This window comes from Frigoribacterium sp. CFBP 8759 (assembly GCF_014841655.1).
Classification (GTDB): Bacteria; Actinomycetota; Actinomycetes; order Actinomycetales; family Microbacteriaceae; genus Frigoribacterium.
In genome coordinates, this window is the sequence record NZ_JACYUH010000002.1 from 277,823 (window position 1) to 299,662 (window position 21,840).

25 protein-coding genes are annotated in these 21,840 nt (G+C 72.9%); 11 read left to right on the forward strand and 14 right to left on the reverse strand.

Going from position 1 to position 21,840, the window contains the following annotated elements; genetic code table 11:
- Positions 1 to 123 precede the first annotated feature (123 nt).
- From IFT79_RS16870 to IFT79_RS06605, 7 genes are all read left to right on the forward strand, one after another.
- Positions 124 to 1,116, forward strand: a complete 993-nt coding sequence (locus tag IFT79_RS16870) for a glycosyltransferase (protein WP_192123343.1) — start codon at positions 124 to 126, stop codon at positions 1,114 to 1,116.
- A gap of 62 nt (positions 1,117 to 1,178) precedes the next feature.
- Positions 1,179 to 2,375 carry an FAD-binding domain-containing protein gene (locus IFT79_RS06580; protein ID WP_192123344.1) on the forward strand — a complete coding sequence of 399 codons (1,197 nt, stop codon included), beginning with the start codon at positions 1,179 to 1,181 and terminating at the stop codon, positions 2,373 to 2,375.
- A gap of 79 nt (positions 2,376 to 2,454) precedes the next feature.
- Complete coding sequence (locus IFT79_RS06585; protein ID WP_235452558.1) at positions 2,455 to 3,219, forward strand: YqjF family protein; 765 nt, start codon at positions 2,455 to 2,457, stop codon at positions 3,217 to 3,219.
- A 34-nt stretch (positions 3,220 to 3,253) separates the two neighbouring features.
- Positions 3,254 to 3,802, forward strand: a complete 549-nt coding sequence (locus IFT79_RS06590; protein WP_056046006.1) for a phosphoribosyltransferase — start codon at positions 3,254 to 3,256, stop codon at positions 3,800 to 3,802.
- Positions 3,799 to 4,542, forward strand: coding sequence for a Type 1 glutamine amidotransferase-like domain-containing protein (locus tag IFT79_RS06595; RefSeq protein ID WP_233568344.1), 744 nt, complete (start codon positions 3,799 to 3,801; stop codon positions 4,540 to 4,542). Before IFT79_RS06590 ends, IFT79_RS06595 begins: the two co-directional genes overlap by 4 nt.
- Positions 4,539 to 5,243, forward strand: a complete 705-nt coding sequence (locus IFT79_RS06600) for a uracil-DNA glycosylase (protein ID WP_056046001.1) — start codon at positions 4,539 to 4,541, stop codon at positions 5,241 to 5,243. Before IFT79_RS06595 ends, IFT79_RS06600 begins: the two co-directional genes overlap by 4 nt.
- A 32-nt stretch (positions 5,244 to 5,275) precedes the next feature.
- A complete protein-coding gene (locus tag IFT79_RS06605) occupies positions 5,276 to 5,869 on the forward strand; it encodes a GNAT family N-acetyltransferase (RefSeq protein WP_192123346.1) in 594 nt (197 codons plus the stop codon).
- Positions 5,870 to 5,872: 3 nt separating this feature from the next.
- Here IFT79_RS06605 and IFT79_RS06610 read toward each other — a convergent pair whose 3' ends face one another.
- On the reverse strand, positions 5,873 to 6,532 hold the full coding sequence (locus tag IFT79_RS06610) for a TetR family transcriptional regulator (RefSeq protein WP_192123348.1): 660 nt from the start codon (positions 6,530 to 6,532) through the stop codon (positions 5,873 to 5,875).
- Between the two features lie 4 nt (positions 6,533 to 6,536).
- Entirely contained in the window at positions 6,537 to 6,875 is a 339-nt protein-coding gene (locus tag IFT79_RS06615) for a DMT family transporter (RefSeq protein ID WP_056045992.1), read from the reverse strand.
- Positions 6,876 to 6,996: 121 nt separating this feature from the next.
- Here IFT79_RS06615 and IFT79_RS06620 point away from each other — a divergent pair, with 121 nt between their 5' ends.
- A complete protein-coding gene (locus IFT79_RS06620; RefSeq protein WP_192123350.1) occupies positions 6,997 to 8,421 on the forward strand; it encodes an amidase family protein in 1,425 nt (474 codons plus the stop codon).
- A 30-nt stretch (positions 8,422 to 8,451) separates the two neighbouring features.
- Here the strand turns inward: IFT79_RS06620 and IFT79_RS06625 are convergent, their stop codons facing one another.
- The 5 genes from IFT79_RS06625 to IFT79_RS06645 are packed head-to-tail and all read right to left on the reverse strand — an operon-like array spanning position 8,452 to position 13,430.
- Complete coding sequence (locus IFT79_RS06625; protein ID WP_192123352.1) at positions 8,452 to 9,258, reverse strand: ABC transporter ATP-binding protein; 807 nt, start codon at positions 9,256 to 9,258, stop codon at positions 8,452 to 8,454.
- A complete protein-coding gene (locus IFT79_RS06630; protein ID WP_192123354.1) occupies positions 9,255 to 10,034 on the reverse strand; it encodes an ATP-binding cassette domain-containing protein in 780 nt (259 codons plus the stop codon). The genes IFT79_RS06625 and IFT79_RS06630 overlap by 4 nt, the downstream gene beginning before the upstream one ends.
- Positions 10,031 to 10,984 (reverse strand): ABC transporter permease, encoded by a 954-nt coding sequence (locus IFT79_RS06635; protein WP_192123356.1) that lies wholly within the window; start codon positions 10,982 to 10,984, stop codon positions 10,031 to 10,033. The genes IFT79_RS06630 and IFT79_RS06635 overlap by 4 nt, the downstream gene beginning before the upstream one ends.
- Positions 10,981 to 11,934 (reverse strand): ABC transporter permease subunit, encoded by a 954-nt coding sequence (locus tag IFT79_RS06640; RefSeq protein ID WP_192123358.1) that lies wholly within the window; start codon positions 11,932 to 11,934, stop codon positions 10,981 to 10,983. Before IFT79_RS06640 ends, IFT79_RS06635 begins: the two co-directional genes overlap by 4 nt.
- Positions 11,931 to 13,430, reverse strand: a complete 1,500-nt coding sequence (locus tag IFT79_RS06645; protein WP_342211785.1) for an ABC transporter substrate-binding protein — start codon at positions 13,428 to 13,430, stop codon at positions 11,931 to 11,933. The genes IFT79_RS06640 and IFT79_RS06645 overlap by 4 nt, the downstream gene beginning before the upstream one ends.
- A gap of 285 nt (positions 13,431 to 13,715) precedes the next feature.
- On the opposite strand from IFT79_RS06645, the gene IFT79_RS06650 reads away from it, so the two are divergent.
- Together IFT79_RS06650 and IFT79_RS06655 are read left to right on the forward strand one after the other, a co-directional pair.
- A complete protein-coding gene (locus tag IFT79_RS06650; RefSeq protein ID WP_192123362.1) occupies positions 13,716 to 14,144 on the forward strand; it encodes an SIP domain-containing protein in 429 nt (142 codons plus the stop codon).
- Between the two features lie 12 nt (positions 14,145 to 14,156).
- Positions 14,157 to 15,113: a siderophore-interacting protein gene (locus IFT79_RS06655; RefSeq protein ID WP_056045971.1), complete on the forward strand. Its 957-nt coding sequence runs from the start codon at positions 14,157 to 14,159 to the stop codon at positions 15,111 to 15,113.
- Positions 15,114 to 15,186: 73 nt separating this feature from the next.
- Here the strand turns inward: IFT79_RS06655 and IFT79_RS06660 are convergent, their stop codons facing one another.
- From IFT79_RS06660 to IFT79_RS06670, 3 genes are read right to left on the reverse strand one after another with little or no spacing between them, the layout of a single operon-like run.
- Positions 15,187 to 16,008 (reverse strand): SDR family NAD(P)-dependent oxidoreductase, encoded by an 822-nt coding sequence (locus IFT79_RS06660; protein ID WP_056045968.1) that lies wholly within the window; start codon positions 16,006 to 16,008, stop codon positions 15,187 to 15,189.
- Positions 16,005 to 16,361, reverse strand: a complete 357-nt coding sequence (locus tag IFT79_RS06665) for a Fe-S oxidoreductase (protein ID WP_307785085.1) — start codon at positions 16,359 to 16,361, stop codon at positions 16,005 to 16,007. The genes IFT79_RS06660 and IFT79_RS06665 overlap by 4 nt, the downstream gene beginning before the upstream one ends.
- Complete coding sequence (locus IFT79_RS06670; protein ID WP_192123364.1) at positions 16,358 to 17,758, reverse strand: dihydrolipoyl dehydrogenase family protein; 1,401 nt, start codon at positions 17,756 to 17,758, stop codon at positions 16,358 to 16,360. Before IFT79_RS06670 ends, IFT79_RS06665 begins: the two co-directional genes overlap by 4 nt.
- Positions 17,759 to 17,951: 193 nt before the next feature.
- On the opposite strand from IFT79_RS06670, the gene IFT79_RS06675 reads away from it, so the two are divergent.
- Entirely contained in the window at positions 17,952 to 18,122 is a 171-nt protein-coding gene (locus tag IFT79_RS06675) for a CsbD family protein (protein ID WP_043595102.1), read from the forward strand.
- 81 nt (positions 18,123 to 18,203) lie between these two features.
- Here IFT79_RS06675 and IFT79_RS06680 read toward each other — a convergent pair whose 3' ends face one another.
- The 4 genes from IFT79_RS06680 to IFT79_RS06695 are packed head-to-tail and all read right to left on the reverse strand — an operon-like array spanning position 18,204 to position 21,736.
- On the reverse strand, positions 18,204 to 19,040 hold the full coding sequence (locus IFT79_RS06680; protein ID WP_192123365.1) for a crotonase/enoyl-CoA hydratase family protein: 837 nt from the start codon (positions 19,038 to 19,040) through the stop codon (positions 18,204 to 18,206).
- Positions 19,037 to 19,864, reverse strand: a complete 828-nt coding sequence (locus IFT79_RS06685) for an arginase family protein (RefSeq protein WP_307785086.1) — start codon at positions 19,862 to 19,864, stop codon at positions 19,037 to 19,039. The genes IFT79_RS06680 and IFT79_RS06685 overlap by 4 nt, the downstream gene beginning before the upstream one ends.
- 13 nt (positions 19,865 to 19,877) lie before the next feature.
- Positions 19,878 to 20,984, reverse strand: a complete 1,107-nt coding sequence (locus tag IFT79_RS16875; RefSeq protein ID WP_192123366.1) for a DUF418 domain-containing protein — start codon at positions 20,982 to 20,984, stop codon at positions 19,878 to 19,880.
- Positions 20,985 to 21,013: 29 nt separating this feature from the next.
- Complete coding sequence (locus IFT79_RS06695; protein ID WP_123570253.1) at positions 21,014 to 21,736, reverse strand: PspA/IM30 family protein; 723 nt, start codon at positions 21,734 to 21,736, stop codon at positions 21,014 to 21,016.
- Positions 21,737 to 21,840: the final 104 nt, after the last annotated feature.

The window sequence follows — 21,840 nt, forward strand, 5'->3', positions numbered from 1 at the left end:
CCGACGACGTCGGGCCACCCCTCCCGACGACGCCACCCGAACGCACCCTCCGACGAGGGTCGCCACCCGAACGCGACGCCCTGCGGCGCGACGGCGATCGTCGACGAACCCAGAGGAACCCCCGTGACCCTCCGCGTCCGCACCTCCCTGCCTTCCGTCCCCCCGGCCCCCCGCGTCAGCGTCGTCGTCTGCGCCGACGAATCCACCCCCTTCGACGGCCTGACGGCCACGCTCGACTCCGTCCTCCGCGACGGCGACGTGCACGACGTCCTCGTGGTCGTCGATCGGGCACCGCGACTCCGCGACCACCTGCGCCACCGGTACGACGACCTGCTCGTCGTCGACAACACCCGCACCCCGGGGCTCGCCGGCAGCCGCGACACCGGCATCGAGTCGGCACGCGGCGACGTCGTCGCGTTCCTCGACGCGGACTGCGTCGCCCACGCCGGCTGGGCCCGGGCGCTCGCCGCCCCGTTCGACCAGGTCGACGTCATCGCGGTCGTGGGACGGACCGAACCGACCTGGCCCGGTGCGGCCTCGTCCGCCCTGCCCGACGACCTGCTCTGGGCCGTCGACTGCACGCCCCGTACGCGACCCGACGGCCTCGTCGGCTTCGACGACGTGGCGGGAGCGACCGTGGCCTTCCGACGATGGGACCTGCTGCAGGTCGGTGGCCTGGCCAGCGGTGTCGACGCCCGTGAGGGCGTGCCCCGCGGCGCCGAGTTCGTCGAGCTGTGCCTGCGCCTCGCCGCGGACGAGCCGGAGGCGCGGGTCGTGTCGACCTCGTCGGCCAGGGTCTCGCGCACCGTGCGTCCCTCGCGGACCCGCCGGAGCGCGGTCGTCGGCGCCGCCGTCGACCGCGGCGTCACCCAGGCCGCGCTGCGACGCTCCCTCGGCGGAGAAGCCGACACCGCCGTCGTCCCGGGCGTCACGGCCGCTCGCCTGGCCTCGGGCGCGTGGCGTTCGTTCGTCGGTCGTCGGCGCGGCACGGCGGTGCTGGCCGCTGCGGCCGTCGGTCTCGTGGCCGGTCGCCTGCTCGGGCTGCTGCGCGGAACGCACGTCGGTCTGCCGATCGACCAGCTCGAACCGCTGCGTTCGGCCACCGTCCGCCACTGACGTCTCCTGATCGCGAAGGCGTTCCCCGGGCCCCCACGGGTCCGGGGTCGCACGATGGACGTGTGATCGTCCCGACCAGAGTCGCCGGCCTCGAGGCCCTCGACGAGTTCCTGCCCCTCGCCGGCTCCGCCTACGCCCGTGACCGGAACCACGACCTCGGGGTCTCACGCCGCACCGTCTCGGGACTGTCGCCGTACCTCCGCCACCGTCTCGTGACGGAACGCGAGGTCGTCGGCGCAGTCCTCGAGCGTCACACGCTCGGTGCGGCGGAGAAGTTCGTGCAGGAGGTGTTCTGGCGCACCTACTGGAAGGGCTGGCTGGAGCAGAACCCCGAGGTGTGGCGGCGGTACCGACGGGACGTCGACCGCGCCGTCGACGCCGGCGTCCCCGCGGGGTACGACGAGGCGGTCGCCGGCCGCACCGGCATCGACGCGATGGACGCCTGGGTGCGCGAGCTCGTCGACACCGGGTACCTCCACAACCACACGCGCATGTGGTTCGCCAGCATCTGGATCTTCACCCTCGGCCTTCCGTGGCACCTGGGCGCCGACTTCTTCCACCGCCACCTGCTCGACGGGGACGCGGCCTCGAACACCCTGTCCTGGCGCTGGGTGGCGGGCCTGCAGACCGCCGGCAAGACCTACCTCGCGACGGCCTCGAACATCTCGCGCTTCACCGACGGTCGGTTGTCGCCCGAGGGTCTCGCCACGACGGCCAGGGCCCTCGACGAGGAGCCGTTGCCGCCACGGACGCCCGTCGAGGCCGCCGACGTCGTCGGCTCCCCGGGTGGGCGGGTCGGGCTGCTGCTCCACGAGGAGGACCTCGAGCCCGAGAGCCTGCTCGCCGAACGCCCCGGTCTCGTCGCGCGGCTGTCGGCCGTGGCCGTCTCCGCCGACCCCGGAGGCCGGTCCCCACAGGGCGCCTCCGCCGCCGTCGTGGCCTTCACGACGGGCGCTCGGGACGACGCGGCGACACGGACGCGGGACGCCGACGGTCGGCCCGCCCGGACGCTCACCGACGCACGGCCCGCCGCCGTCGTCGAGTGGGCGCGGTCCGAGGGGCTCGACACGGTGGTGACGCCGTACGCCCCGGTCGGTCCCGTCCAGGAGCGACTGACGTCCGTGCGCGGAGCCCTCTCTGCCGAGGGGATCGACCTCGTCACCGTCCGGCGGCGGTGGGACGGCGAGGCGTGGCCGTCCGCCTCCCGGGGCTTCTTCCCGTTCCGCGGTCGCATCCCCGAACTCGTCCGCCAGCTCTGAGGCGGCCCGGGGAGGGCCGGGGGCGGCAGCTCGTCCGAGGCTGTGGACCGCCCAGGCGGTCGCCCGTACCGTGGGCCACATGGACCAGACCATGCCGGGGGCCGACGCCGATCCGGTGTCCCGCACCGCGCCTCCGTTGCTCCGCCCCGCGTTCATCCGACAGCACTGGGGCGGCCTGGCCTTCGCGCACTGGCGGGTCGAGCCCGATCGCGTCGCCCCGCTGCTGCCGCCCGGCACGCGGCCCGACGTGTTCGACGGGTCGACCTGGGTCGGGCTCATCCCGTTCAAGCTGACGGGCAGCGCCTTCGGGCCGCTGCCCGCGGTGCCCTGGGCCGGGGACTTCCTCGAGACGAACGTGCGGCTGTACTCGGTCGACGCCCTGGGCCGACGCGGCGTGGTGTTCCGCACCCTCGAGGCGCAGCGCCTCGTCTCGGTGCTCGCGGCGAACGTGGGCCTCGGTCTGCCGTATCGCTGGGCGTCGATGCGCGAGTCCCGGGTCGACGGGGTCGTGACGTACCGCAGCACCCGGCTCGGGCCGGGGACGAACCCGTCGTCGCGGCTGTCCGTCCGTCCCACCGACGAGGTGGTCGACGGCGACCCGCTCGCCGAGTTCCTCACCGCCCGCTGGGGCATGCACGTCGCGCGCGGCGGGCGCACCCGGTACTGGCCGAACCGGCACGACACCTGGTCGCTGCGCCGGGCCGAGCTGGTCGACCTCGACGACGAGCTCGTCGCCGACGGCGGCCTGCCGGGCGTCACCGACCGCGAGCCCGACTCACTGCTGTGGTCCGACGGCGTCGACACGGTCTTCGCGCCTCCCGGGGGTGCCTGGGTCCCGGCGTGACGCGGGGAGCCCTGCGCGCGTTACGGTTGTCGGCATGGTCACCCCACCCGACGACAGCCAGGCCGCCCCCGCACGACCCGAGGTCGAGGCTCCCGAGCGGGAGGTGCTGGGCTGGCTCGAGTTCGGTGAGGCCGCTCGCCACCTGGCCTCCGACGTCGTCCAGGCGGGGTTCACGCCCGACGTGATCGTCGCCGTCGCCCGCGGGGGGCTCGTGCTCGCCGGTGCCGTGGCCTACGCGCTCGACACCAAGATGTGCGGTTCGATCAACGTCGAGTTCTACACGGGCGTCGACGAGCGGCTGCCCGAGCCCGTGCTGCTGCCCCCGACCCTCGACGCCCCGTCGCTCGAGGGCAAGAAGGTCCTCGTCGTCGACGACGTGTCCGACTCGGGGCGCACCCTCGTGCTCGTGCGCGACCTGCTCGCCGAGGTGGCCTCCGAGGTCCGCACGGTCTGCCTCTACAGCAAGCCCCGCACCGTGCTCGAACCCGACTTCGTCTGGAAGCGCACCGACCAGTGGATCACCTTCCCGTGGAGCGCACTGCCGCCCGTCACGCGTGAGGTCGGAGCGGGGGCGGGCGAGTGAGCATCCACCTGGTGGGCGGCGGCTGGTCGCCCGACGACACCGAGCTGTACGACCTCTTCGTCGCCGAGGCCGCCGTCCGCGGTGCCGCCGTCGGTCGGAGCGTGCCGCGCATCGCCGTGCTGATCGTCGTGGCCGACGACTCGCCGTCCGCCGAGTTCCGTGACGGCTACCCCGCCATGCTGGCCGCCGGGGGGCGCTGTGAGGCACTCACGACCATCGTCTCCGCCGGGGACGAGTTCGACACCCGCGTGCTGAGCGACGTCGACGGCCTGCTCGTGGCGGGTGGGCTCACCCCCGCCTACCTCGACGCGGTCGCTCCGTTGATCGACCAGGTGCGCCTCCTGGTGGCCGACGGGCTGCCTTACCTCGGTTTCTCGGCCGGCGCCATGATCGCCGCGGACCGCGCCGTGCTCGGCGGCTGGTTGATCGGCGACGTCCCGGTCTGCCCCGAGGACGCGGCAGAAGACCTCGACGAGGTCACCCTCGCCGACGGCCTCGGCCTCGTCGACCTCGCCATCGACGTGCACGCCGCCCAGTGGGGCACCCTGACCAGGCTCATCGCCGCCACCGAGGCGGGACTCGTCCGTGGCGGCGTCGCCATCGACGAGAACACCGCCCTGGTCGTCGGCGAGGGCGCCCTCGCGGTGCTCGGCACCGGCAGCGTCTGGCGGGTCGAACCGCAGCTCGACGACGACGGCGAGATCGTCGGCGTCTCGGTCGGCACGCTCGGGGTCGAGTGACCGTCGAGGCGCACGACCACCGTCGACCGCTCTCGGAGCAGATCGACCCCTCGTGGGCGACCGCGCTCGAACCCGTGGCCGACCGCATCACCGACATGGGCGAGTACCTGCGAGCCGAGGTGCGCGCGGGGCGCGGTTACCTGCCCGCCGGCGAGGACGTGCTGCGCGCCTTCCGACAGCCGCTCGACGAGGTGCGCGTCCTGATCGTCGGTCAGGACCCCTACCCGACGCCCGGCCACCCGATCGGGCTGTCGTTCGCCGTCGACCCGCACGTGCGCCCGGTGCCGCGCAGCCTCGCGAACATCTATCGCGAGCTGCACGACGACCTCGGCGTCCCCGTCGTCGAGCACGGTGACCTGACCTCGTGGTCGCGCCACGGCGTGCTGCTGCTCAACCGGGTGCTCACGGTGCGTCCGGGCGAGACGGCGTCGCACCGCGGCAAGGGCTGGGAGCCGGTCACCCAGCGCGCGATCGAGGTGCTCGCGGCGCGGGGAGGGCCCCTCGTGGCCATCCTCTGGGGCCGTGACGCGTCGGCGCTCAAGCCGATGCTCGGCGATGTCCCCTCGATCGAGTCGCCGCACCCGAGCCCCCTGTCGGCGTCGCGCGGATTCTTCGGCTCGCGGCCGTTCAGCCGGGCGAACGAGCTGCTCGTCGCCCAGGGCGGCGACCCCGTCGACTGGACGCTCCCGCCCGCCGTCTGACGGTCCCGCACCCGGCGTGGCAGAGTGATCACGTGCTCGAAGAGGAATACCAGCCCCGGCGTCGGCTTCCCCGAGCCCTCCGCCCCCCGGCCCCGGTCGAGCCCGGCTTCACGTTCGAGATCCGACCCGCGACGCCCGCCGACCTGCCCTACGTCCAGGAGATCTACAACCACTACGTGGCGAACTCGTCCGTCACCTTCGACGAGGACGCGATGACCCTCGCCGAGTGGCGCCGCAAGTTCGCCTTCGTCACGACGCTCGGCATGCCGTTCCTCGTCGCGGTGAACCCGTCCGGCGAGGCCCTCGGCTATGCGCTCGCGACCCCGTGGGGCGGCAAGGCGGCCTACCGCTACACCGTCGAGAGCTCGATCTACCTGCGGGCCGCCTCGACCGGCAAGGGCCTCGGCCGTGCCCTGCTCGAGGCGCTCGTCGAGGCCTGCCGGGACGCGGGCATCCGCGAGATGATCGCGGTCATCGCCGACAAGAACGCCGAGGCGTCGATCGGCCTGCACGAGCAGCTCGGCTTCACCGAGGTCGGTCGCATGGGCCGGGTCGGCTTCAAGTTCGGCCGCTGGCTCGGCACGATCACGATGCAGAAGTCGCTCAAGAAGCGCCGCCGCGCCTGAACCTCAGGGCAGCGGGCCGACGATCTCCCGCAACATGCGTTCGGTCGCGTCGACGGTGCCGGGCTCGCCGCGCCAGAGCATGCGGACGATCAGGCCGTCGACGGCGAGGGCCACGACGTCGAGCCGCTCGCTCGGCACGCCGGTCCGCCTCAGCACGTGCTCGAGCGACGAGTACCAGAGGTCCGCGTCCTCGCGCAGCGACTCGTCCCGCATGGCGGTGAAGAGCAGCTCGTACTGCGCCCGGGCCGACCCGCGCTCGGTGATCGCGTACCGGACGAGCGTCTCGGCCAGGTCGGCCAAGGAGGTGCGCTCGAGTCGGTCGAAGGACCGCACCCAGTCCGTGGTCGCGTGGCGCAGCGCCGCCCGCAGCAGGTCGTCGCGTCCGGCGAAGTAGTACGTGGCCGCCGAGACCGGGACGCCGGCCGCGCGGGCCACCGCGCGGTGCGTCACGGCCGAGGGGCCGCCCGCCTCGAGGACGGCCAGGACGCCGTCGAGCAGCGCGCGCCTCCTGGTCTCGCCCTTCGGGGTCAGGGCCTGGCCACCGGGGCCGACGGACCGCTCGCCCGGCCCCGGGGCGACCGACGCCCGCGCGCCCGAGGTGTCCGGGGCAGGGGCGTCCGAGGCGTCCGGGGCGGGACGGTCACCCGACGTCGTGTCGGTCACGGGGTCAGGCCGCGGCCTCGTGGCGACCGCCGAGCTCGAGCATGGTGACGCCGCCGATGACGAGGACGATGCCGCCGAGCTGGACGAGGGTCAGGGGCTCCTTGAAGAAGATCCAGCTGATGAGGGCGACGAGGACGACGCCGACGCCGGCCCAGATCGCGTAGGCGATGCCGAGCGGCACGCCCTTGCTCAGCGACTGCGAGAGCATCGCGAACGCGAAGACGTAGCCGACCACGACCGCCGCGTACTGCCACCACTTGGCGTCGGGGCCGCTGGTGACCTTGAGGAAGCTCGTGGCGAAGACCTCGCCGACGATGGCGAGCGCGAGGAAGAGGTAACCCATGACGGTGTCCTGTCGAGACGTGCGACGGTCCCGGAGGCGACCTGCGGCCGGGGGAGCACGAATGGGACAAATGTACCAGAAAGCGAGATCCGTGGCCGGAGCCGCGGCCTAGGCTCGACGGGTGTTCGAACTCCACCACCTGAGCGCCCACGAGCAGTGGGACTGGCTGCGTCGCGGCGAGGTCTCGCCCCGTGAGCTGACCACCCACTACCTGGAGCGCATCGCCCGCCTCGACGGCGACGTCGGCGCGTTCGTGACGGTGACCGGCGAGGCCGCCCTCGCGCGGGCCGACGCCCTGGCCGCCGGAGGCCCCTCGGTCGCGCCGCTCTGGGGGCTGCCGCTGGCCGACAAGGACCTGAGCGACCGCGCGGGCGTGCCGACCTGGTCGGGCTCACGCCTCAGCAGGGGCCGGGTGCCCGAGACGTCGGCCGAGATCACCGAGGCGCTCGACGAGGCCGGCGCGATCAGCGTGGGCAAGACGGCCACGTCCGAGTACGGGTTGACCGCGTACACCGAGACGCTCGTGGGCCCTCCGACGCGCAACCCGTGGGCGCCCGAGACGGGCGCGGGCGGGTCGAGCGGCGGCGCCGCGGCCGCCGTCGCCGCGGGGTTGTTGCCGTTCGCACCCGGGTCCGACGGCGGGGGCAGCATCCGCATCCCGGCCGCCGCCACGGGCCTCGTCGGGCTCAAGCCCTCCCGGGGACGCGTGCCGGCGCAGTCGGGTCTGACGAGCCTCGCGGGCCTGCCGGTCGGCGGGGCCCTGGCCCGGTCGGTGGCCGACGCCGCCCTGCTGCTCGACGCGATGGTGTCGCCCGACGGGCGCGAACCGCGGCACCACCAGGCCCTCTGGGCACCTCCGTCACCCGACGGCGCCTACCTCGGCACGGCCGTGCGGGGTGAGGGACGCTTCCAGGTCGCCGTCATGACGACGAGCCCGTGGGACGACGCGTTCGACGTCCGGGTCGACCCGCGCCTCCTGGGCGTCCTCGGCGAGACCGCCGACCTGCTCACGACGATGGGGCACGGCGTGGACGAGACCACCCTGCCGGCGTCCGACTACCCGGCGTTGTTCCGCACGATCTGGCAGGCGGGGGCGGCGGGCATCCCGGCCGAGACCGAGGCCGACCTGGCGCTGCTCGAGCCCGTCACCCGGTGGCTGGTCGAACAGGGGCGACGCGTCACGGCGCGAGAGCTGTCGGCGGCGCTCGTCGGGCTCGCGGCGTTCGAACGAGTCGTCGTCGAGCGGTTCTCGGCCTTCGACGCCGTCCTGACGCCGACCCTGGCGATGCTGCCGCGCCCGCTCGGCTGGTACGACGCCGAGGACGCCGAACGCAACTTCGAGCAGCAGTGCCTGTACTCGCCGTTCACGTCGTTCGTCAACGTGGCCGGGCTGCCGGCGATCAGCCTCCCGGTGGGCGAGGTCGACGGCGTGCCCGCGGGCGTGCAGCTGATCGGGCGACCGGGGCGCGAGGACGTCCTGCTCGCGCTCGGCGCCCAGCTCGAGCGGCGGCTGCGGTGGCAGCGTCGGCACCCGCCGATGTGGTGAGCCGCGTGGGCACCGCTGACGAGCCGGGGCTCAGTCGAGCGTCGGCACCGAGTCGACCAGCGTCCGCGTGTAGTCGTGCCGCGGTCGACGCAGCACGTCGTCGGTGAGGCCCTGCTCGACGATGTGACCGTCTCGCAGCACGGCGACCCGGTCGGCGAGGTGCTGCACGAGTCCGATGTCGTGCGACACGAGCAGCAGCGACAGCCCGCGTTCGTCGCGCAGCTCGCGCAGCAGCTCGAGGATCTGCGCCCGCACGGTGACGTCGAGCGCACTCATGGGCTCGTCGCCGATCAGCAGCCGCGGCCCGTGCACGAGGGCCCGGGCCAGGGCGATGCGCTGCCGTTGGCCCCCGCTGAACTCGTGGGGCCAGGCCTCGGCGTCGTGCGCCGAGAGGCCAACCCGTTCGAGCATCTCTGCGACCAGGCGGTCGTGGTCGCCCTCGACGCGGAGGGCGCGCAGCGGCTCGGCCACGGTGTCGCCCACGCGCATGCGGGGGTCCAGCGAGGCGTAGGGGTCCTGCAGGACGATGCCCGTCTGGCGCCGCAGCCAGCGCAGGCGCGAGGCGCGGTCGGGGGCGACCGTGCGCCCGTCGAAGGTCACCGTGCCGGACGTCGCCCTGTCGAGGGCCAGCAGCAGGCGCACCAGCGTGGACTTGCCCGAGCCGGACTCACCGATCAGCGCGACGCTCTCGCCGGCGGCGACCTCGAGGTCGGCGTCGACCAGGGCGTGGCGCACCGGGCCCGGTCGGAAGGGCGAACGGCGCGGCAGGGTGAAGGTGCGAGTGAGGCCCCGGGCGACGAGCAGAGGAGGCGCGGGTGCGGTGGTCGGGTCGCTCACGAGGCCCTCCAGGTCGTCGCCCTCGTGGCCTGGACGAGCCCGCGGGTGACCTCGTGCTCGGGGCGGTGCAGCAGCTGCTCGACGGGGCCCCGCTCGACGACGCGCCCGTGCGACAGCACCGCCGCCTGGTCGGTGATGCGCGAGAGCACGGCGAGGTCGTGCGTGACGAAGAGCAGCGACGTCCGCTGCTCGTCGACCAGGCGCTGGAAGAGCGCGAGCACCTCGGCCTGCGTGGTGACGTCCAGCGCGGTGGTCGGCTCGTCGGCGAGGACGAGCCCCGGCCGGTTGATCAGCGCCATGGCGATGCCGACCCGCTGCCGCTGACCACCCGAGAGCTGGTGCGGGTAGAGGTCCACGACGGTCTCGGGGTCGGGCAGGCCGACCTCGGCGGCCGCGGCCACCGCTCGCGAGCGGGCGTCCCGGCGACCGACGCGACCGTGCAGGCGGAGGGGCTCGGCGATCTGTCGCCCGACGGTCACGACGGGGTCGAGCGCCGTGCGGGGGTCCTGGAAGACCGTGCCGACGACGCGGCCGCGCAGGCCGGCCAGGTCGCGCTCGGACGCTCCGAGCAGTTCGCGTCCGTCGAGCCGGATGCTGCCCGTCGCGCGGGCGCCGTCGGGCAGGAGGCCGAGCACGGCCAGCGTCGTCATCGACTTGCCCGAACCGGATTCGCCGATCAGTCCGACCCTCGCACCGTCGGGCACGTCGAGCGAGAGGCCGTCGACGACGCGGCGGCCGCCGACGGTCACGGTGAGGTCGTCGATCACCAGGCTCACGAGACGACCCCCGGGGTGGTCGGGGTGCCTGCGGTGCCCGGGGCGGTGGCCCGCGGGGAAGTCGTGGACGGAGCCGGCGTCGTGGGGGAGCCCGGGGTGCCACGTCCCGTCCGCCGGGACCGCAACCGGGGATCGGAGGCGTCGCGCACGGCGTCGCCCAGCAGGTTCAGCGCCAGGACGGTCAGCGTGATGGCGAGCCCGGGCCAGACGACCGACCCCGGGTGCACGCCGATGAACTTCTGCAGGTCGCTCAGCAGACGCCCCCAGGAGGCGGTGTCGGCCGGGGCGCCGTAGCCGAGGAACGACAGTCCGGCCTCGGCGAGCACGCTCGTGGCCATCGACAGCGAGAGCTGGACGACGAAGACGGGCGCGATGTTCGGCAGCACGTGGCGACGCAGCACGGCCCCGGTGCCGAGCCCGTTCGCCCGGGCGGCGAGCACGTAGTCGGTCCGCGCCACCTGACGGATCTCGGACCGGCCGACCCGGGCGATCGTCACGCCGTAGCCGATCCCCACGGCGACGACCACGACGGTGAGGGACCCGCCGAACGCCGCGGCGAGGGCCATGGCGATCAGGAGCGTCGGGAACGCCACGAGCACGTCGATCAGCACGGCGACCGACTCGCGCACCCAGCGGGACGTCAACGAGCCGAGGGCGGCCAGCCCCACCCCCACCACGGTGGCGACCACGCCCGAGGCGACGGCGACCACGACCGTCGTTCCGGTCGCCGCGACGACGTAGCTGAAGATGTCGCGGCCGACCGAGTCGGTGCCGAAGGGGTGACCGAGCGAGGGCGTCAGCCAGGCCGAGTAGGGGTCGGTGTCGAAGGGGTCGAGCGGGGTCCAGAACCGGCTGACCACGGCGGACAGGACGATCAGGCTCAGCCAGCCGGCGCCGAACGCGCCCTGCGGTCGACGCAGCAGCTCGCGGACGAACGCGGCGCGCCTCATCGGTGGCCCTCGCGGAGGCGCGGGTCGAGCCGCCGGTGCACGACGTCGATCACGAGGCCGATGAACAGCACGAGCGTGGTCAGCGTCATCAGTTCACCCTGCACCTTGGTCAGGTCGCGGCGGCCGACGTCGGTCACCAGCATGCGGCCGAGCCCGGGCAGCGTGAACAACTGCTCGACGACGACGGCCGACACGATCAGGCCGGCCACCTGCAGGCCGAGGATCGACACGATGCTGAGCATCACGTTGGGCAGCCCGTGTCGCACGAGGGCGCGCGACCGGGTCATGCCGTTGGCGGCGGCCGTCCGCACGTAGTCCTGATCCAGGGCCCCGAGCGCCGCCGACCGGGTGAAGCGCAACAACACGGCCCCCTCGACGATGCCGATGGTGAGGGCCGGCAGCACGAGCGAGCGCAAGGCCCGCCCGGGCTCGCTCCAGCCGTCGGCCGGGAACCCCTGCGTCGGCAGCAACCGCAGCGTCACGGCGAAGACGCCGATCAGCAGCATGCCCGCCCAGACGACCGGCACGGCCGCGAGCAGCTGGGCCCCGGTGCCGAGGACGACCCCGGAGGCGCGGCCACGGCGGAGCGCGCTCGTCACGCCGAGCGGGATGCCGATCAGCAATCCGAAGACCAGGGACAGCCCCGCGAGCGGCAGGGTGACGGCCAGCTTGTCGAGCACCTCGTCGACCACCGGCGTCCCCGTGACGAGCGATTCGCCCAGGTCGAGCCTCAGCAGCCCGCCGGCCCAGTCGAGGTACTGCACGACGACGGGACGATCGAGGCCGAGCTGCTGACGGAGGGCGGCGACCTGCTCGGGTGAGCCGGTCGTGCCGGCGATCGCCTGGGCGACGTCGCCCGGCAGCAACCGCAGCGCCGCGAAGATCAGCACGCTGGCGACGGCCAGCCCCCCGACGAAGAGGAGCAGGCGGCCGACGACGAAGCGGGTCACTCCGTCGTGGCCAGGTCAGCCAGGTCGAGGCGGGTCGTGGTCGAGCTCGTCGGGAAGCCGGTGACGCCGTCGTGGATCGCCGTCAGCGTCGTGGCCGTGTAGAGCCATTCGGCCGGTGCGTCGTCCGAGACGATCGTCGCCGCCTCGGCGAGCTTCTCGTCGGCCACCTCCGGGTCGGTCGCCGCGATCGACTCGGCGTAGAGCTGTTGCACGGGGGCGCTGTCGTAGCCCCAGTAGTAGTCCGGGTTCGCCCAGTTCGCGAAGTCGTGCGTCTCGGCGTGGTTGACCATGCTGAGCTCGAAGTCCTTGTTCACGTAGACGTCGTCGAGCCAGGTGCTGAAGTCGACCTGCTGCACCGTCAACGTGACGCCGACCGCCTTGAGTTGCGTCGTCAGCACGTCGCCGATGGCGGCCGGGTAGACGTTGGGGTACTCGAGGGTGAGCGAGAGGTCACCGTCGTGACCGGCCTCGGCCAGCAGGCCCTTCGCCTCGTCGGGGTCGTAGGAGTCGACGCTCGTGAGGTCCTCGTAGCCGGGGTCGAGCTCGGGGATCGGGCCCCCCTGGTCCACCGCCGACCCGCCGACGGCGGCGATCAGGGCATCGTTGTCGATCGCGAGGCGCAGGGCCTCGCGGACCTTGGCGTCGGTGAAGGGGGCGACGGCGTTGTTGAACGCGAGGGTGTACTTGTCGGTCGTCTTGCCCTTCTCGAGGGTGATGCCGTCCACGCCGTCGAGCTGGGTCGACAGGGTCGCGTCGACCGCGGTCTGCACGTCGACGTCACCCGAGATCGAGGCGTTGATCGCCGCGGACGGGTCGGTCACGTAGCGGAAGGTCACGCCCGCGACCTTCGCCGGGGTGCCCCAGTAGTCGTCGAAGCGCCCGAGCTGCAGGTTGTCGCCCTGTCGCCAGCTCGTCAGCTCGAAGGGGCCGGTGCCGTTCGCCGTCGTCGAGAGGTCGTTCGTCGCGGACTGCTGGAGCACGAGGCCCGCGCGACCGGTGAGGTCGAACAGCAGGGACGAGTCGGGTCGCGAGAGCGTCAGCACGACGGTGTCGGCGGCGGGCGCCGTGATGGTCGAGACCGCGGCGAGGTCGGAATGGCTCGCGAGCGAGGCGTCGTCCTTGACCTGGGACAGCGACCAGACGACGTCGTCGGCCGTCATCGCGGCCCCGTCGTGGAAGGTCACGCCGTCGTGCAGCGTGAACGTGTAGGTCAGGCCGTCGTCGCTGACCGTGTGGCTCGCGGCCAACACGTCGCGGATCTCGTTGTCCTGCGTGCGGCCGACGAGGCCCTGGTAGACGTTGTCGATCAGCACCTGGTCGAGCGCGATGCCGGCCGTGGTGCGGATGTCGAGGTCGCTCGGCTCGAGCACGAGGCCGACCGTGACGGTCGCGTCGGGGTCGGGGGTGCCCGACCCGTCGGGGGACGAGGCGGACGAGCAGCCCGTCGCGAGCAGCAACAGCGCGGCGACGGCGGCGGAGAGGGGGAGGGTGCGCACCTGGTGGGGCCTTCCGGGGATGGCCGTGGCGGATCGTCCACGGCGACGGGGGACCGGGGGCGCGGGAGAGCCCCTCGGTCGTTCGGCGGGGGAGTCCCGGTCGCTGCTGAACCGGTCCACGCGATCCGTCACCGTGTTGCTGTCGGACACGGCACGGCCCCTTGCGCCGGGCGTCGCTGACGGACTCCCGAACCCGTCAGAACTTACCATCACGGCAGCGAGGTCGCTGTCAATCGAGAGACCCGTGTGGCGGATGAGGCAAGCCTTACCTATATTGAAGGGGTCATGCTCCTCGTAGACCAGAACCCGTCCCTGCCGCACGACGCCCTGCGCGTCCTGTTCGCCGCCGACGCGACCTCGATCCCCGTCCTGCGAGAGATGCTCTCGGTCCTGCCGATCTGCGCGAGGGGCCAGGTGTTCGTCGAGGTCGAGAGCGCTGCCGACGTCGTGCCGCTCGCCTCGCCGGGTCGCGTCACGGTCACCTGGCTCGCGCGGGACCGCCGCTCGGGCGTGCCCGGCACCGGCACCGCCTGCGCCCCCGGCCAGGCCCTCGAGCGGGCGGTCCGTGCGTGGCTCGGCGAGATGTACGTCGAACCCGAGACCGTCGCGACGGGTGACCACGTCATCTGGATCGGCGGCCCGCCCTCGTTCGCCTACGACCTGCGGCACGACCTGCACCAGCTCTTCCACGTCGGCACCCCCGCCGCGGCCTGACCGGCTCCCTCGATGACGATCACGTCCCCGGGCACGTCCACGTCCGCCGCCACCGTCGAACGACCGGCGAAGCCGGCCCACCGCCCCTACCGCGTCCGGGTCGCGGCCGTGCGTCGGCTCGCTCCGTCGTTCGTGCGCATCACGTTCACCGGTGACGACCTGGGCGACTTCGGCGTCGACGGCCTCGACCAGCGCATCAAGGTCGTCCTGCCCCTCGAGGCCACCGGCTACGACACGTTCCCGACCGACGACTGGTACGCCTCGTGGCGCGCCCTGCCGCCCGAGCAGCAGAACGCCTTCCGCACCTACACGGCCCGGGCCGCCCGCCCCGAGCGGCGCGAGGTCGACGTCGACTTCGTCTGCCACGGCGACACCGGCCCCGCCTCGGCCTGGGCCGGGCGCGCGCGCGTCGGTGACGAACTCATGCTGATCGGGCCGGACGCGACGAGCGGCGTCACCGGCAGCGGCGTCGAGTGGTCACCGGGTGACGCGCGCACCGTGCTGCTGGCCGGCGACGAGACGGCGGCCCCGGCCATCTGCTCCATCGTCGAGGCCCTGCCGGTCGACGCCCGGGGGTGCGTCTTCATCGAGATCCCGACCGCGGCCGACGAGCTCGACCTCGTCGCGCCTCCCGGGGTCGACGTCCACTGGCTGCCGAGGCGAGACGCCACGTCCGGTCACGGTGAGGCCCTGGTGGTCGCCGTCCGCCGCTGGACCGCCCGCTACGTGACCGCCTGGCACCACGGCGTCGAGGTGAGCGAGGTCGACATCGAGCACGACATCCTCTGGGACGTCCCGCAGGGCGACGATCCGCGCGGCACCGCCGTCAGCTCCGACCTGTACGCCTGGTTCGCCGGCGAGGCGGGGGCGATCAAGACGCTCCGACGCTTCCTCGTCAGCGAGGTCGGCATCGACCGGCGCCAGGTCGCCTTCATGGGCTACTGGCGGGTCGGCAAGTCCGAGTCCTGAGGCGAGGCCCTCGACGACGAAGGAGGCGCGACCACGTCGGTCGCGCCTCCTTCGTCTCGTATCGTGGTCGCGCCTAGACCTCGGCGGGCACACCGACGAGCTCGGAGGTGCGCTCCCAGAGGGCCTCGGCGAGCAGGGGATCGGTGGCCTGGCGGTGCAGGCGACCGTGCGGCGACAGCTGGTCGAAGTAGGTGCCGCTCTCGACCGAGATCGTCGTGGGCCCGGCGAGCTGGATCAACGGCACGGCGCCGGCCGACGCCGAGATGCCGTAGTTGCCGTTGGTCAGGACGTTCGCGACCCGCATCGAGCGTGAATCCGAGCCGAAGCCGGTCATCACGATGCCCGGGTGGAACGAGAACGCGTCGAGGCCCGTGCGCTTCGCCAGTTCACGGATGAACAGGACGGTCTCGATCTTGGTCGTGCCGTACTGACGCCAACCCCCGGCCCATCGACGCTTCGACCAGTTGATGTCGTCGAGCCGGACGTGCCCGAGCAGGTTGGCCGCGCTGGCCGTCGACACGACCCGGCCACCGCTCTCGACGAGGCGGGGCAGGAGGAGCCTGGTCAGGAGGAACGGTGCGAGGTGGTTCGACTGGAGGGTGCGCTCGAACCCGTCTGCGGTGAGGCCTCGTTCGCTGACGAGACCTCCGGCGTTGTTGGCGAGGGCGTCGATGCGGGGATAGCGCTCCAGCAACCGGTCGGCCAACGACCGGACGTCGTCGAGCCGGTCGTAGTCGACCAGGAAGGCCGTCCCGCCCACCTCGTCGGCGACCGCCTGGGTGCGTTCCGGGTTGCGTCCGACGACGCCGATCTCGGCGCCGCCCTTCGCGAGCTCGCGGGCGGCCTCGCGGCCGATGCCGCTGCTCGCCCCGGTGATGATCACGGTGCGGGTCATCGATATCCGCCCTTCTCGAGGCCGGCCTCGATCTCGAATCTGTTCGACAGCGGGTCGCTGCCGGCCAGGAAGTACAGTACGGGCATCAGCATGCCGTACCTCTGCCACTGACGGACGTGCACGGCCTCGTGTTCGAGGACGCGTGGCCCGTCGTTGTCCCGGGTCAGGTAGACCCGACCGACACAGGTGCCTCCCCGCTTGAACGCCCAGCGGGGCAGGCCGCTGCACACGATCAGGTCGCCGACCACGCGGACCCGCCCCACGCTGAGCGGCACCCCGACCGCGAGACCGACGGCCGTCGCCCAGGCGCAGCCGAGTCTCGAGATCGGGGAGTCGAGCAGAGGGTTCTTCACGGACGGCCGTAGGCGTCGAGCAGGCGCAGCCAGACTTCGCTCACCGTCGGGTACGACGGGACGGCGTGCCACAGCCGGTCGATCGGCACCTCGCCGACGACGGCGATCGTGGCGGCGTGCAGCAGGTCGCTGACGTCCGGGCCGACGAAGGTCGCGCCGACGATCACCCCGCGCGACTCGTCGACGACCAGCCGCGCCTGTCCCGCGTACTCGTCCGAGTGGATCGCCGAACCGGCGACCGCGGCGAGGTCGTAGTCCACGACCTTGACGTCGATGCCTCGCTTGCCGGCGGCGTCGGCCGTGAGGCCGACGCTCGCGACCTCGGGGTCGGTGAAGGTGACCTGCGGCACTGCTGCGTCGTCGGCGGTCGCGACGTGTGCACCCCACGGCTCGGCGTGCACGGGCTTTCCGAAGGCGCGGGCGGCGATGACCTCGCCGGCGGCGCGGGCCTGGTACTTGCCCTGGTGGGTGAGCAGGGCGCGGTGGTTGACGTCGCCGACGCCGTAGAGCCAGTCGGTGCCCTTGACGAGCATGGTGTCGTCGACGTCGAGCCAGTCGCCCGGGGTGAGCCCGACGTTCTCGAGGCCGAGGTCGGAGGTGCGGGGGACACGGCCGGTCGCGACGATGATCTCGTCGGCGACGACCGTGGAGTCGTCGTCGAGGGTGACCTCGACCGTGTCGTGCTCGGTGCGCAGCACGGTCGAGGGCGAGGCCCCGAGGCGCACGTCGACGCCGAGACCCCTCAGCGAGTCGGCCACGAGTTCGCCGGCGAAGGGCTCCTGGCCACCCAGCAGACCACTGCGGGCGATCAGGGTGACGGTCGAGCCGAGCTGCTGGTACGCCGTGGCCATCTCGGCGGCGACGACGCCACCGCCGACGATGACGACGCTCTGCGGCATCGACTCGACGCTCGTGGCCTCACGGCTGGTCCAGGGCTTCGCCTCGGCGAGGCCGGGGATGTCGGGCAGGAGCGCCGACGAACCGGTCACCGCGGCGACGGCGTACGTCGCGTGGTGCACCTCGCCGTTCACCGTCACTTCCTTGACGCCGGTGATGGTGGCGTGCCCGCGGATCAGGTCGATGCCGGCGCCCTCGACCCAGTCGGCCTGGCCCGAGTCGTCCCAGTTGCTGGTGAACGAGTCGCGGCGACGCAGCACGGCGGCGACGTCGACGTCACCGGTCACGGCCTGCTTGGCCCCGTCGAGCGACTTCGCCGCACGGACGACGGCGCTCGAGCGGAGCAGCGCCTTCGACGGCATGCAGGCCCAGTACGAACACTCGCCCCCGACGAGCTCGGCTTCCACGAGCCCCACCTTGAGGCCGTTGCGGGTGGCGTAGTCGGCCACGTTCTCGCCGACAGCGCCGGCTCCGATCACGATGAGGTCATAAGTCGTCATGGCCCCGACGCTAGTCGCCCGGGGCCTGGCGTTCTCAGGCGGGTCCCCGGGCGGACGTGGCCGTTTCGTGAAACCCCGCTGGGTCTTTCCTGAACGGCACGAGCGAGATCCGGGAGGCACGGGTAGCGTCCCTCACATCAGCGCACCACCGCGATCGTTGCGGGGGAGCGCGTCAACCTACGAGGAGGCACACATGGGACTCGACGACAAGATCAAGAACGCCGCTCAGGACATCGCCGGCAAGGCGAAAGAAGCTCTCGGCGACCGCAAGGGCGACGACGAGCTGAAGGCCGAAGGTCAGAAGGACCAGGCCGGTGCCTCCGCCAAGAAGGTCGGCGAGGACGTCAAGGACGTCTTCAAGTAGGCCGATCCGCCTCGTTCTCGGGCCCGTCCACCCCTCGGGGTGGGCGGGTTCTTTCGTGTGCCCACGACCGAGGAGGCGCGGTCACCGTCCCGTGAACTCGGCGACGGTCCGCGAGACGAAGGCCTCGAACCCGATCCGGGCGTCGTCGGTGGCGAGCAGCCGCACGAGCTCGGGCTGCAGGCGGGCCTCGGCCGCGGCGTCGCCGTCACGGACCGCGAGCCGGGCGTTCGCCAGGGTGGCCTGCACGGCCAGGGGTGCCTGGGCGGCGATGCGACGGGCGAGGTCGAGGGCGTGGTCGAATGCGGACCCGACGTCCACCAGGTCCTGCACGAGTCCGATGCGCCGCGCCTCCTCGGCGTCGAGGAGGTCGCCGGTCAGCAGGTACCGCATGGCGTCGCCCCAACCGACCCGGCGGGGGAGGCGGATCGTCGCGCCACCGAAGGGGAGGATGGCGCGGCTCACCTCGATCTGACCGAAGCGGGCGTCCCTGCTCGCCACCACGACGTCGCTCGCCAGGGCGAGCTCGACCCCGAGCGTCAGGCAGGTGCCCTGCACGGCCATCACCACGGGCTTGCCCACCTGGCGACCGTGGACCTGCCACGGATCAAGGCCACCCTCGGGGACCACGTCGAGGCCCTCCGCGGTGACCGCGGGCACGACGTCGCCGAGGTCGAGTCCCGCGGTGAAGTGGTCGCCGTGGGCGAAGAGCAGTCCCACCCGCAGGTCGGGGTCGCGGTCGAGTTCGCCGTAGGCCAGGGCCAGTTCGCGCAGCATCCGCAGGTCGGCCGCGTTGCGCTTCTCGGGCCGGTCGAGGCCGATCAGCAGCACGTGGCCGTCCCGCTCCACCGTGACGCGCGGACGGTCGGCCGCGGAGGCGGCGGGGTCGGCCGGGGCGGCGCTCGGGGGGCCCGCGCTCATCGGGACAGGGCTCCGAGGATGCGCAGGATCGGGCCCATGTCGTCGGAGGCGGCTTCGGCGTCGACCGGCGCGAACGAGCACAGGCCCGCGCCGACCAGGGAGAAGCGCTCTTTCAGGGCCGTGATCGTCTCGATCAACACCCCGAGCTCGAGACCGAACGGCTGGGGGTCGAGGAGGCCCTCGATCACCCCCGGGTCCAGCACGTCGAGGTCGACGTGGAGGTACACCTCGGTGGCGCCGGACGCCTCGACGGCGGCGACCACCTCGGCCGGGTCGAAGTCCAGCGACGACACCGTGGGGACGTGGCGGCTCTCGATGTAGCGGTCTTCCGCGTCGTCGTAGCTGCGAGCCCCGGCGAGCACGACCCGGGCGGGGTCGAGCGGTTCGGGCGTCGGACCGGGGCCGATGGTCGGGAGGTCCTCGGTGGCGTCACCGATCAGGGCCCGCAGCACCATGCCGCTGAAGGCACCGCTCTCGCTGCTGCGCGGGCTGTGGAGGTCGGGGTGCGCGTCGAACCAGACCACGGCGGTGCGGGGGGTGACCGCGTGGCGGACCGCGGCGAACTCGACGCCGCAGTCGCCGCCCACCACGATCGCGGGGGAGTCGTCGGCCCGCAGCTCGCGTCCGACCGACTCGGCGATGGTGAGCACCGACGAGAGCCGGTGCACCCGCGTGCCGAGCGAGTCGCCCGCACCCACCGGGACCTCGACCAGGGTGGTGGCCGTCGACGGCAGGTCTCCGAGGACGGCGTACGCACCCTCGGCGAGCCGCATGGCGCGCGACGACGGAGAACCCTGCCACTGTGGAACCACGACGAACCTCACGCGCGTCAGTCTGTCACGGGCGGGGGCCCGTGCTCCAGGCCCAGGGACGACTCAGCGCCCCGACGGCACGCTCCAGCGGCCCGCGCCCGACGTACCGTTGCCAGAGGGTGGCGTAGACGAGCGTGAGGACGACGGCGACGACCAGGTGGCCCAGGGGCAGACCGTAGGCGGCGGCCGGGTCGGACAACCGGTACACGGTGAACAGCGGCGCGGTGATCAGCACGTGGGCCGCGTAGACGGTGAGCGGTTGCGCGCCCGTGGCCGCGAGGGGCCGGAGGACGGTGCGGACGACCGCAGCCGCGCCTCCTCGTCCCCGACCCTCGGGCGTCACGGGACGACGCGGGGTGGTGGCGAGCAGGAGCAGTCCGAGCACGGCGGCGGCGACGCCGCCCGAGCCGACGATCTCGGCGGGCATGCCTTCGTGGTCGGCCGGGTCGAACCAGGGGATCGAGGAGGCGCCGGGCAGGAAGCGCGCCGCGTACCCCACGATCGCGGCCGACGTCCCGGCGACGATCAGCGTGACCTGGGTCCGGGTGCGGTTCAGGTCGGAACGAGCCGCGACGAGACCGACGAGCAGGAAGGGCGTCCAGACCAGCGCCGGGTAGGCGCCGACGAGCAGGGCCTGGGTCGCCAGGCCGGCGGCGCCGGACACCGCGGTGTCGCCGTAGGCGTCGACGGGGACGGACGAGGCCAGCCACGGGGCCACGACGGCGAGCAGGGCGGCGGCCGCCAACAGGACGGCCCGGGGGGCGAAGAGCAGCCCCAGTGCCAGGACGAACATCACGCCGTAGTAGGGCAGGATCACCAGGAGGTACGGGTTCCAGGCCTGCAACGCGAGGCCCAGCACGACGAGCAGGCCCGCCCGGATGGCGATCCCACCGACGACCCGCCCTCGACCGCCACGGGGCGTCGGCCGGGCGCCTCCCGACATCAGACCGAGCGAGACGCCGGCGAGGGTCGCGAAGAGGATCGCCGATCGTCCGTCGAAGACGCGCTCGTCGAGCAGCGGCCGAGGCCACATGTGGGCGGCGAACATGCCGAGCACGGCGAGGCCGCGGGCGACGTCGACGCCCATCAGGCGGGGTGCCGCCCGGCGCGCCTGCACCGGCGGGACGTCCACCGGCGCAGGCGTGACGGGCGGCGGCTGGCTCACTTGTCGAGCGCGCCGAGCTTGAGGGCGGCGAGGCGGGCGTCGACCTCGGTCTGCTCCCCGAGGTCGTCGAGGCCCTCGAACTGGGCGTCGAGGCTCGAGGCCGCGAGCTCTTGACGACCGAGCATCTTGGCCTCCTCACGGCGGACCTTGTCCTCGAAGCGGCTGATCTCGCTCGTCGGGTCGAGGATGTCGATGCTCTGGACGGCGTCGGCGACCTTGGTCTGGGCCTCGACGGTCTTCGAGCGCGCGTTCAGTTCGTCGCGCTTGGCGGCGAGCTGGTCGAGCTTGGACCGCATGCCGCTCAGCCCCGTCTTGAGCTTGTCGACGACGTCCGTCTGGGAGGCGATCTGCGGCTCTGCCGTCTTCGCCTCCTTCTCGCTCTGCAGTTGCTTGCCGAGGGCCACGCGAGCGAGGGCGTCGAACTTGTCGGCGTCGACCGTGTTGCCCGACGAGCGCAGCTCGTCGGCCTTGTTGCTCGCCGCGAGGGCCTTGCGCTCCCAGTCCGCGGCGGCGGCGACGTCCTCGGCGTGGTCCTGCTCGAGGAGGCGCAGGTTGCCGATGGTGGTCGCGACGGCTTCCTCGGCCTCGGCGATGCTGTTGGTGTAGTCGCGGACCATCTGGTCCAGCATCTTGCTGGGGTCCTCGGCCTGGTCGAGCAGGCTGTTGATGTTCGCGCGGGTCAGTTGCGCGATGCGTCCGAAGATCGACTGCTTTGCCATGGTGCGTCCTTTCGAGAGGTGGTGCCGTGGGGTGGTGCTCGGCTTGTCGGTCGTGCTGCTGTCTGGGGGCGGAGGGGGGCGGATTGGGGCGGATGGGGCGGAAC

What these genes read in the sequence shown, in the direction of transcription:
- IFT79_RS06650 (WP_192123362.1), top strand. Translation starts at nt 13,716, where the DNA reads ATGCTCCTCGTAGACCAGAACCCGTCCCTGCCGCACGACGCCCTGCGC.
- IFT79_RS06675 (WP_043595102.1), top strand. Translation starts at nt 17,952, where the DNA reads ATGGGACTCGACGACAAGATCAAGAACGCCGCTCAGGACATCGCCGGC.
- IFT79_RS06635 (WP_192123356.1), bottom strand. Translation starts at nt 10,984, where the DNA reads ATGAGGCGCGCCGCGTTCGTCCGCGAGCTGCTGCGTCGACCGCAGGGC.
- IFT79_RS06660 (WP_056045968.1), bottom strand. Translation starts at nt 16,008, where the DNA reads ATGACCCGCACCGTGATCATCACCGGGGCGAGCAGCGGCATCGGCCGC.
- IFT79_RS06670 (WP_192123364.1), bottom strand. Translation starts at nt 17,758, where the DNA reads ATGACGACTTATGACCTCATCGTGATCGGAGCCGGCGCTGTCGGCGAG.
- IFT79_RS06655 (WP_056045971.1), top strand. Translation starts at nt 14,157, where the DNA reads ATGACGATCACGTCCCCGGGCACGTCCACGTCCGCCGCCACCGTCGAA.
- IFT79_RS06680 (WP_192123365.1), bottom strand. Translation starts at nt 19,040, where the DNA reads ATGAGCGCGGGCCCCCCGAGCGCCGCCCCGGCCGACCCCGCCGCCTCC.
- IFT79_RS06585 (WP_235452558.1), top strand. Translation starts at nt 2,455, where the DNA reads ATGGACCAGACCATGCCGGGGGCCGACGCCGATCCGGTGTCCCGCACC.
- IFT79_RS06695 (WP_123570253.1), bottom strand. Translation starts at nt 21,736, where the DNA reads ATGGCAAAGCAGTCGATCTTCGGACGCATCGCGCAACTGACCCGCGCG.
- IFT79_RS06590 (WP_056046006.1), top strand. Translation starts at nt 3,254, where the DNA reads ATGGTCACCCCACCCGACGACAGCCAGGCCGCCCCCGCACGACCCGAG.
- IFT79_RS06615 (WP_056045992.1), bottom strand. Translation starts at nt 6,875, where the DNA reads ATGGGTTACCTCTTCCTCGCGCTCGCCATCGTCGGCGAGGTCTTCGCC.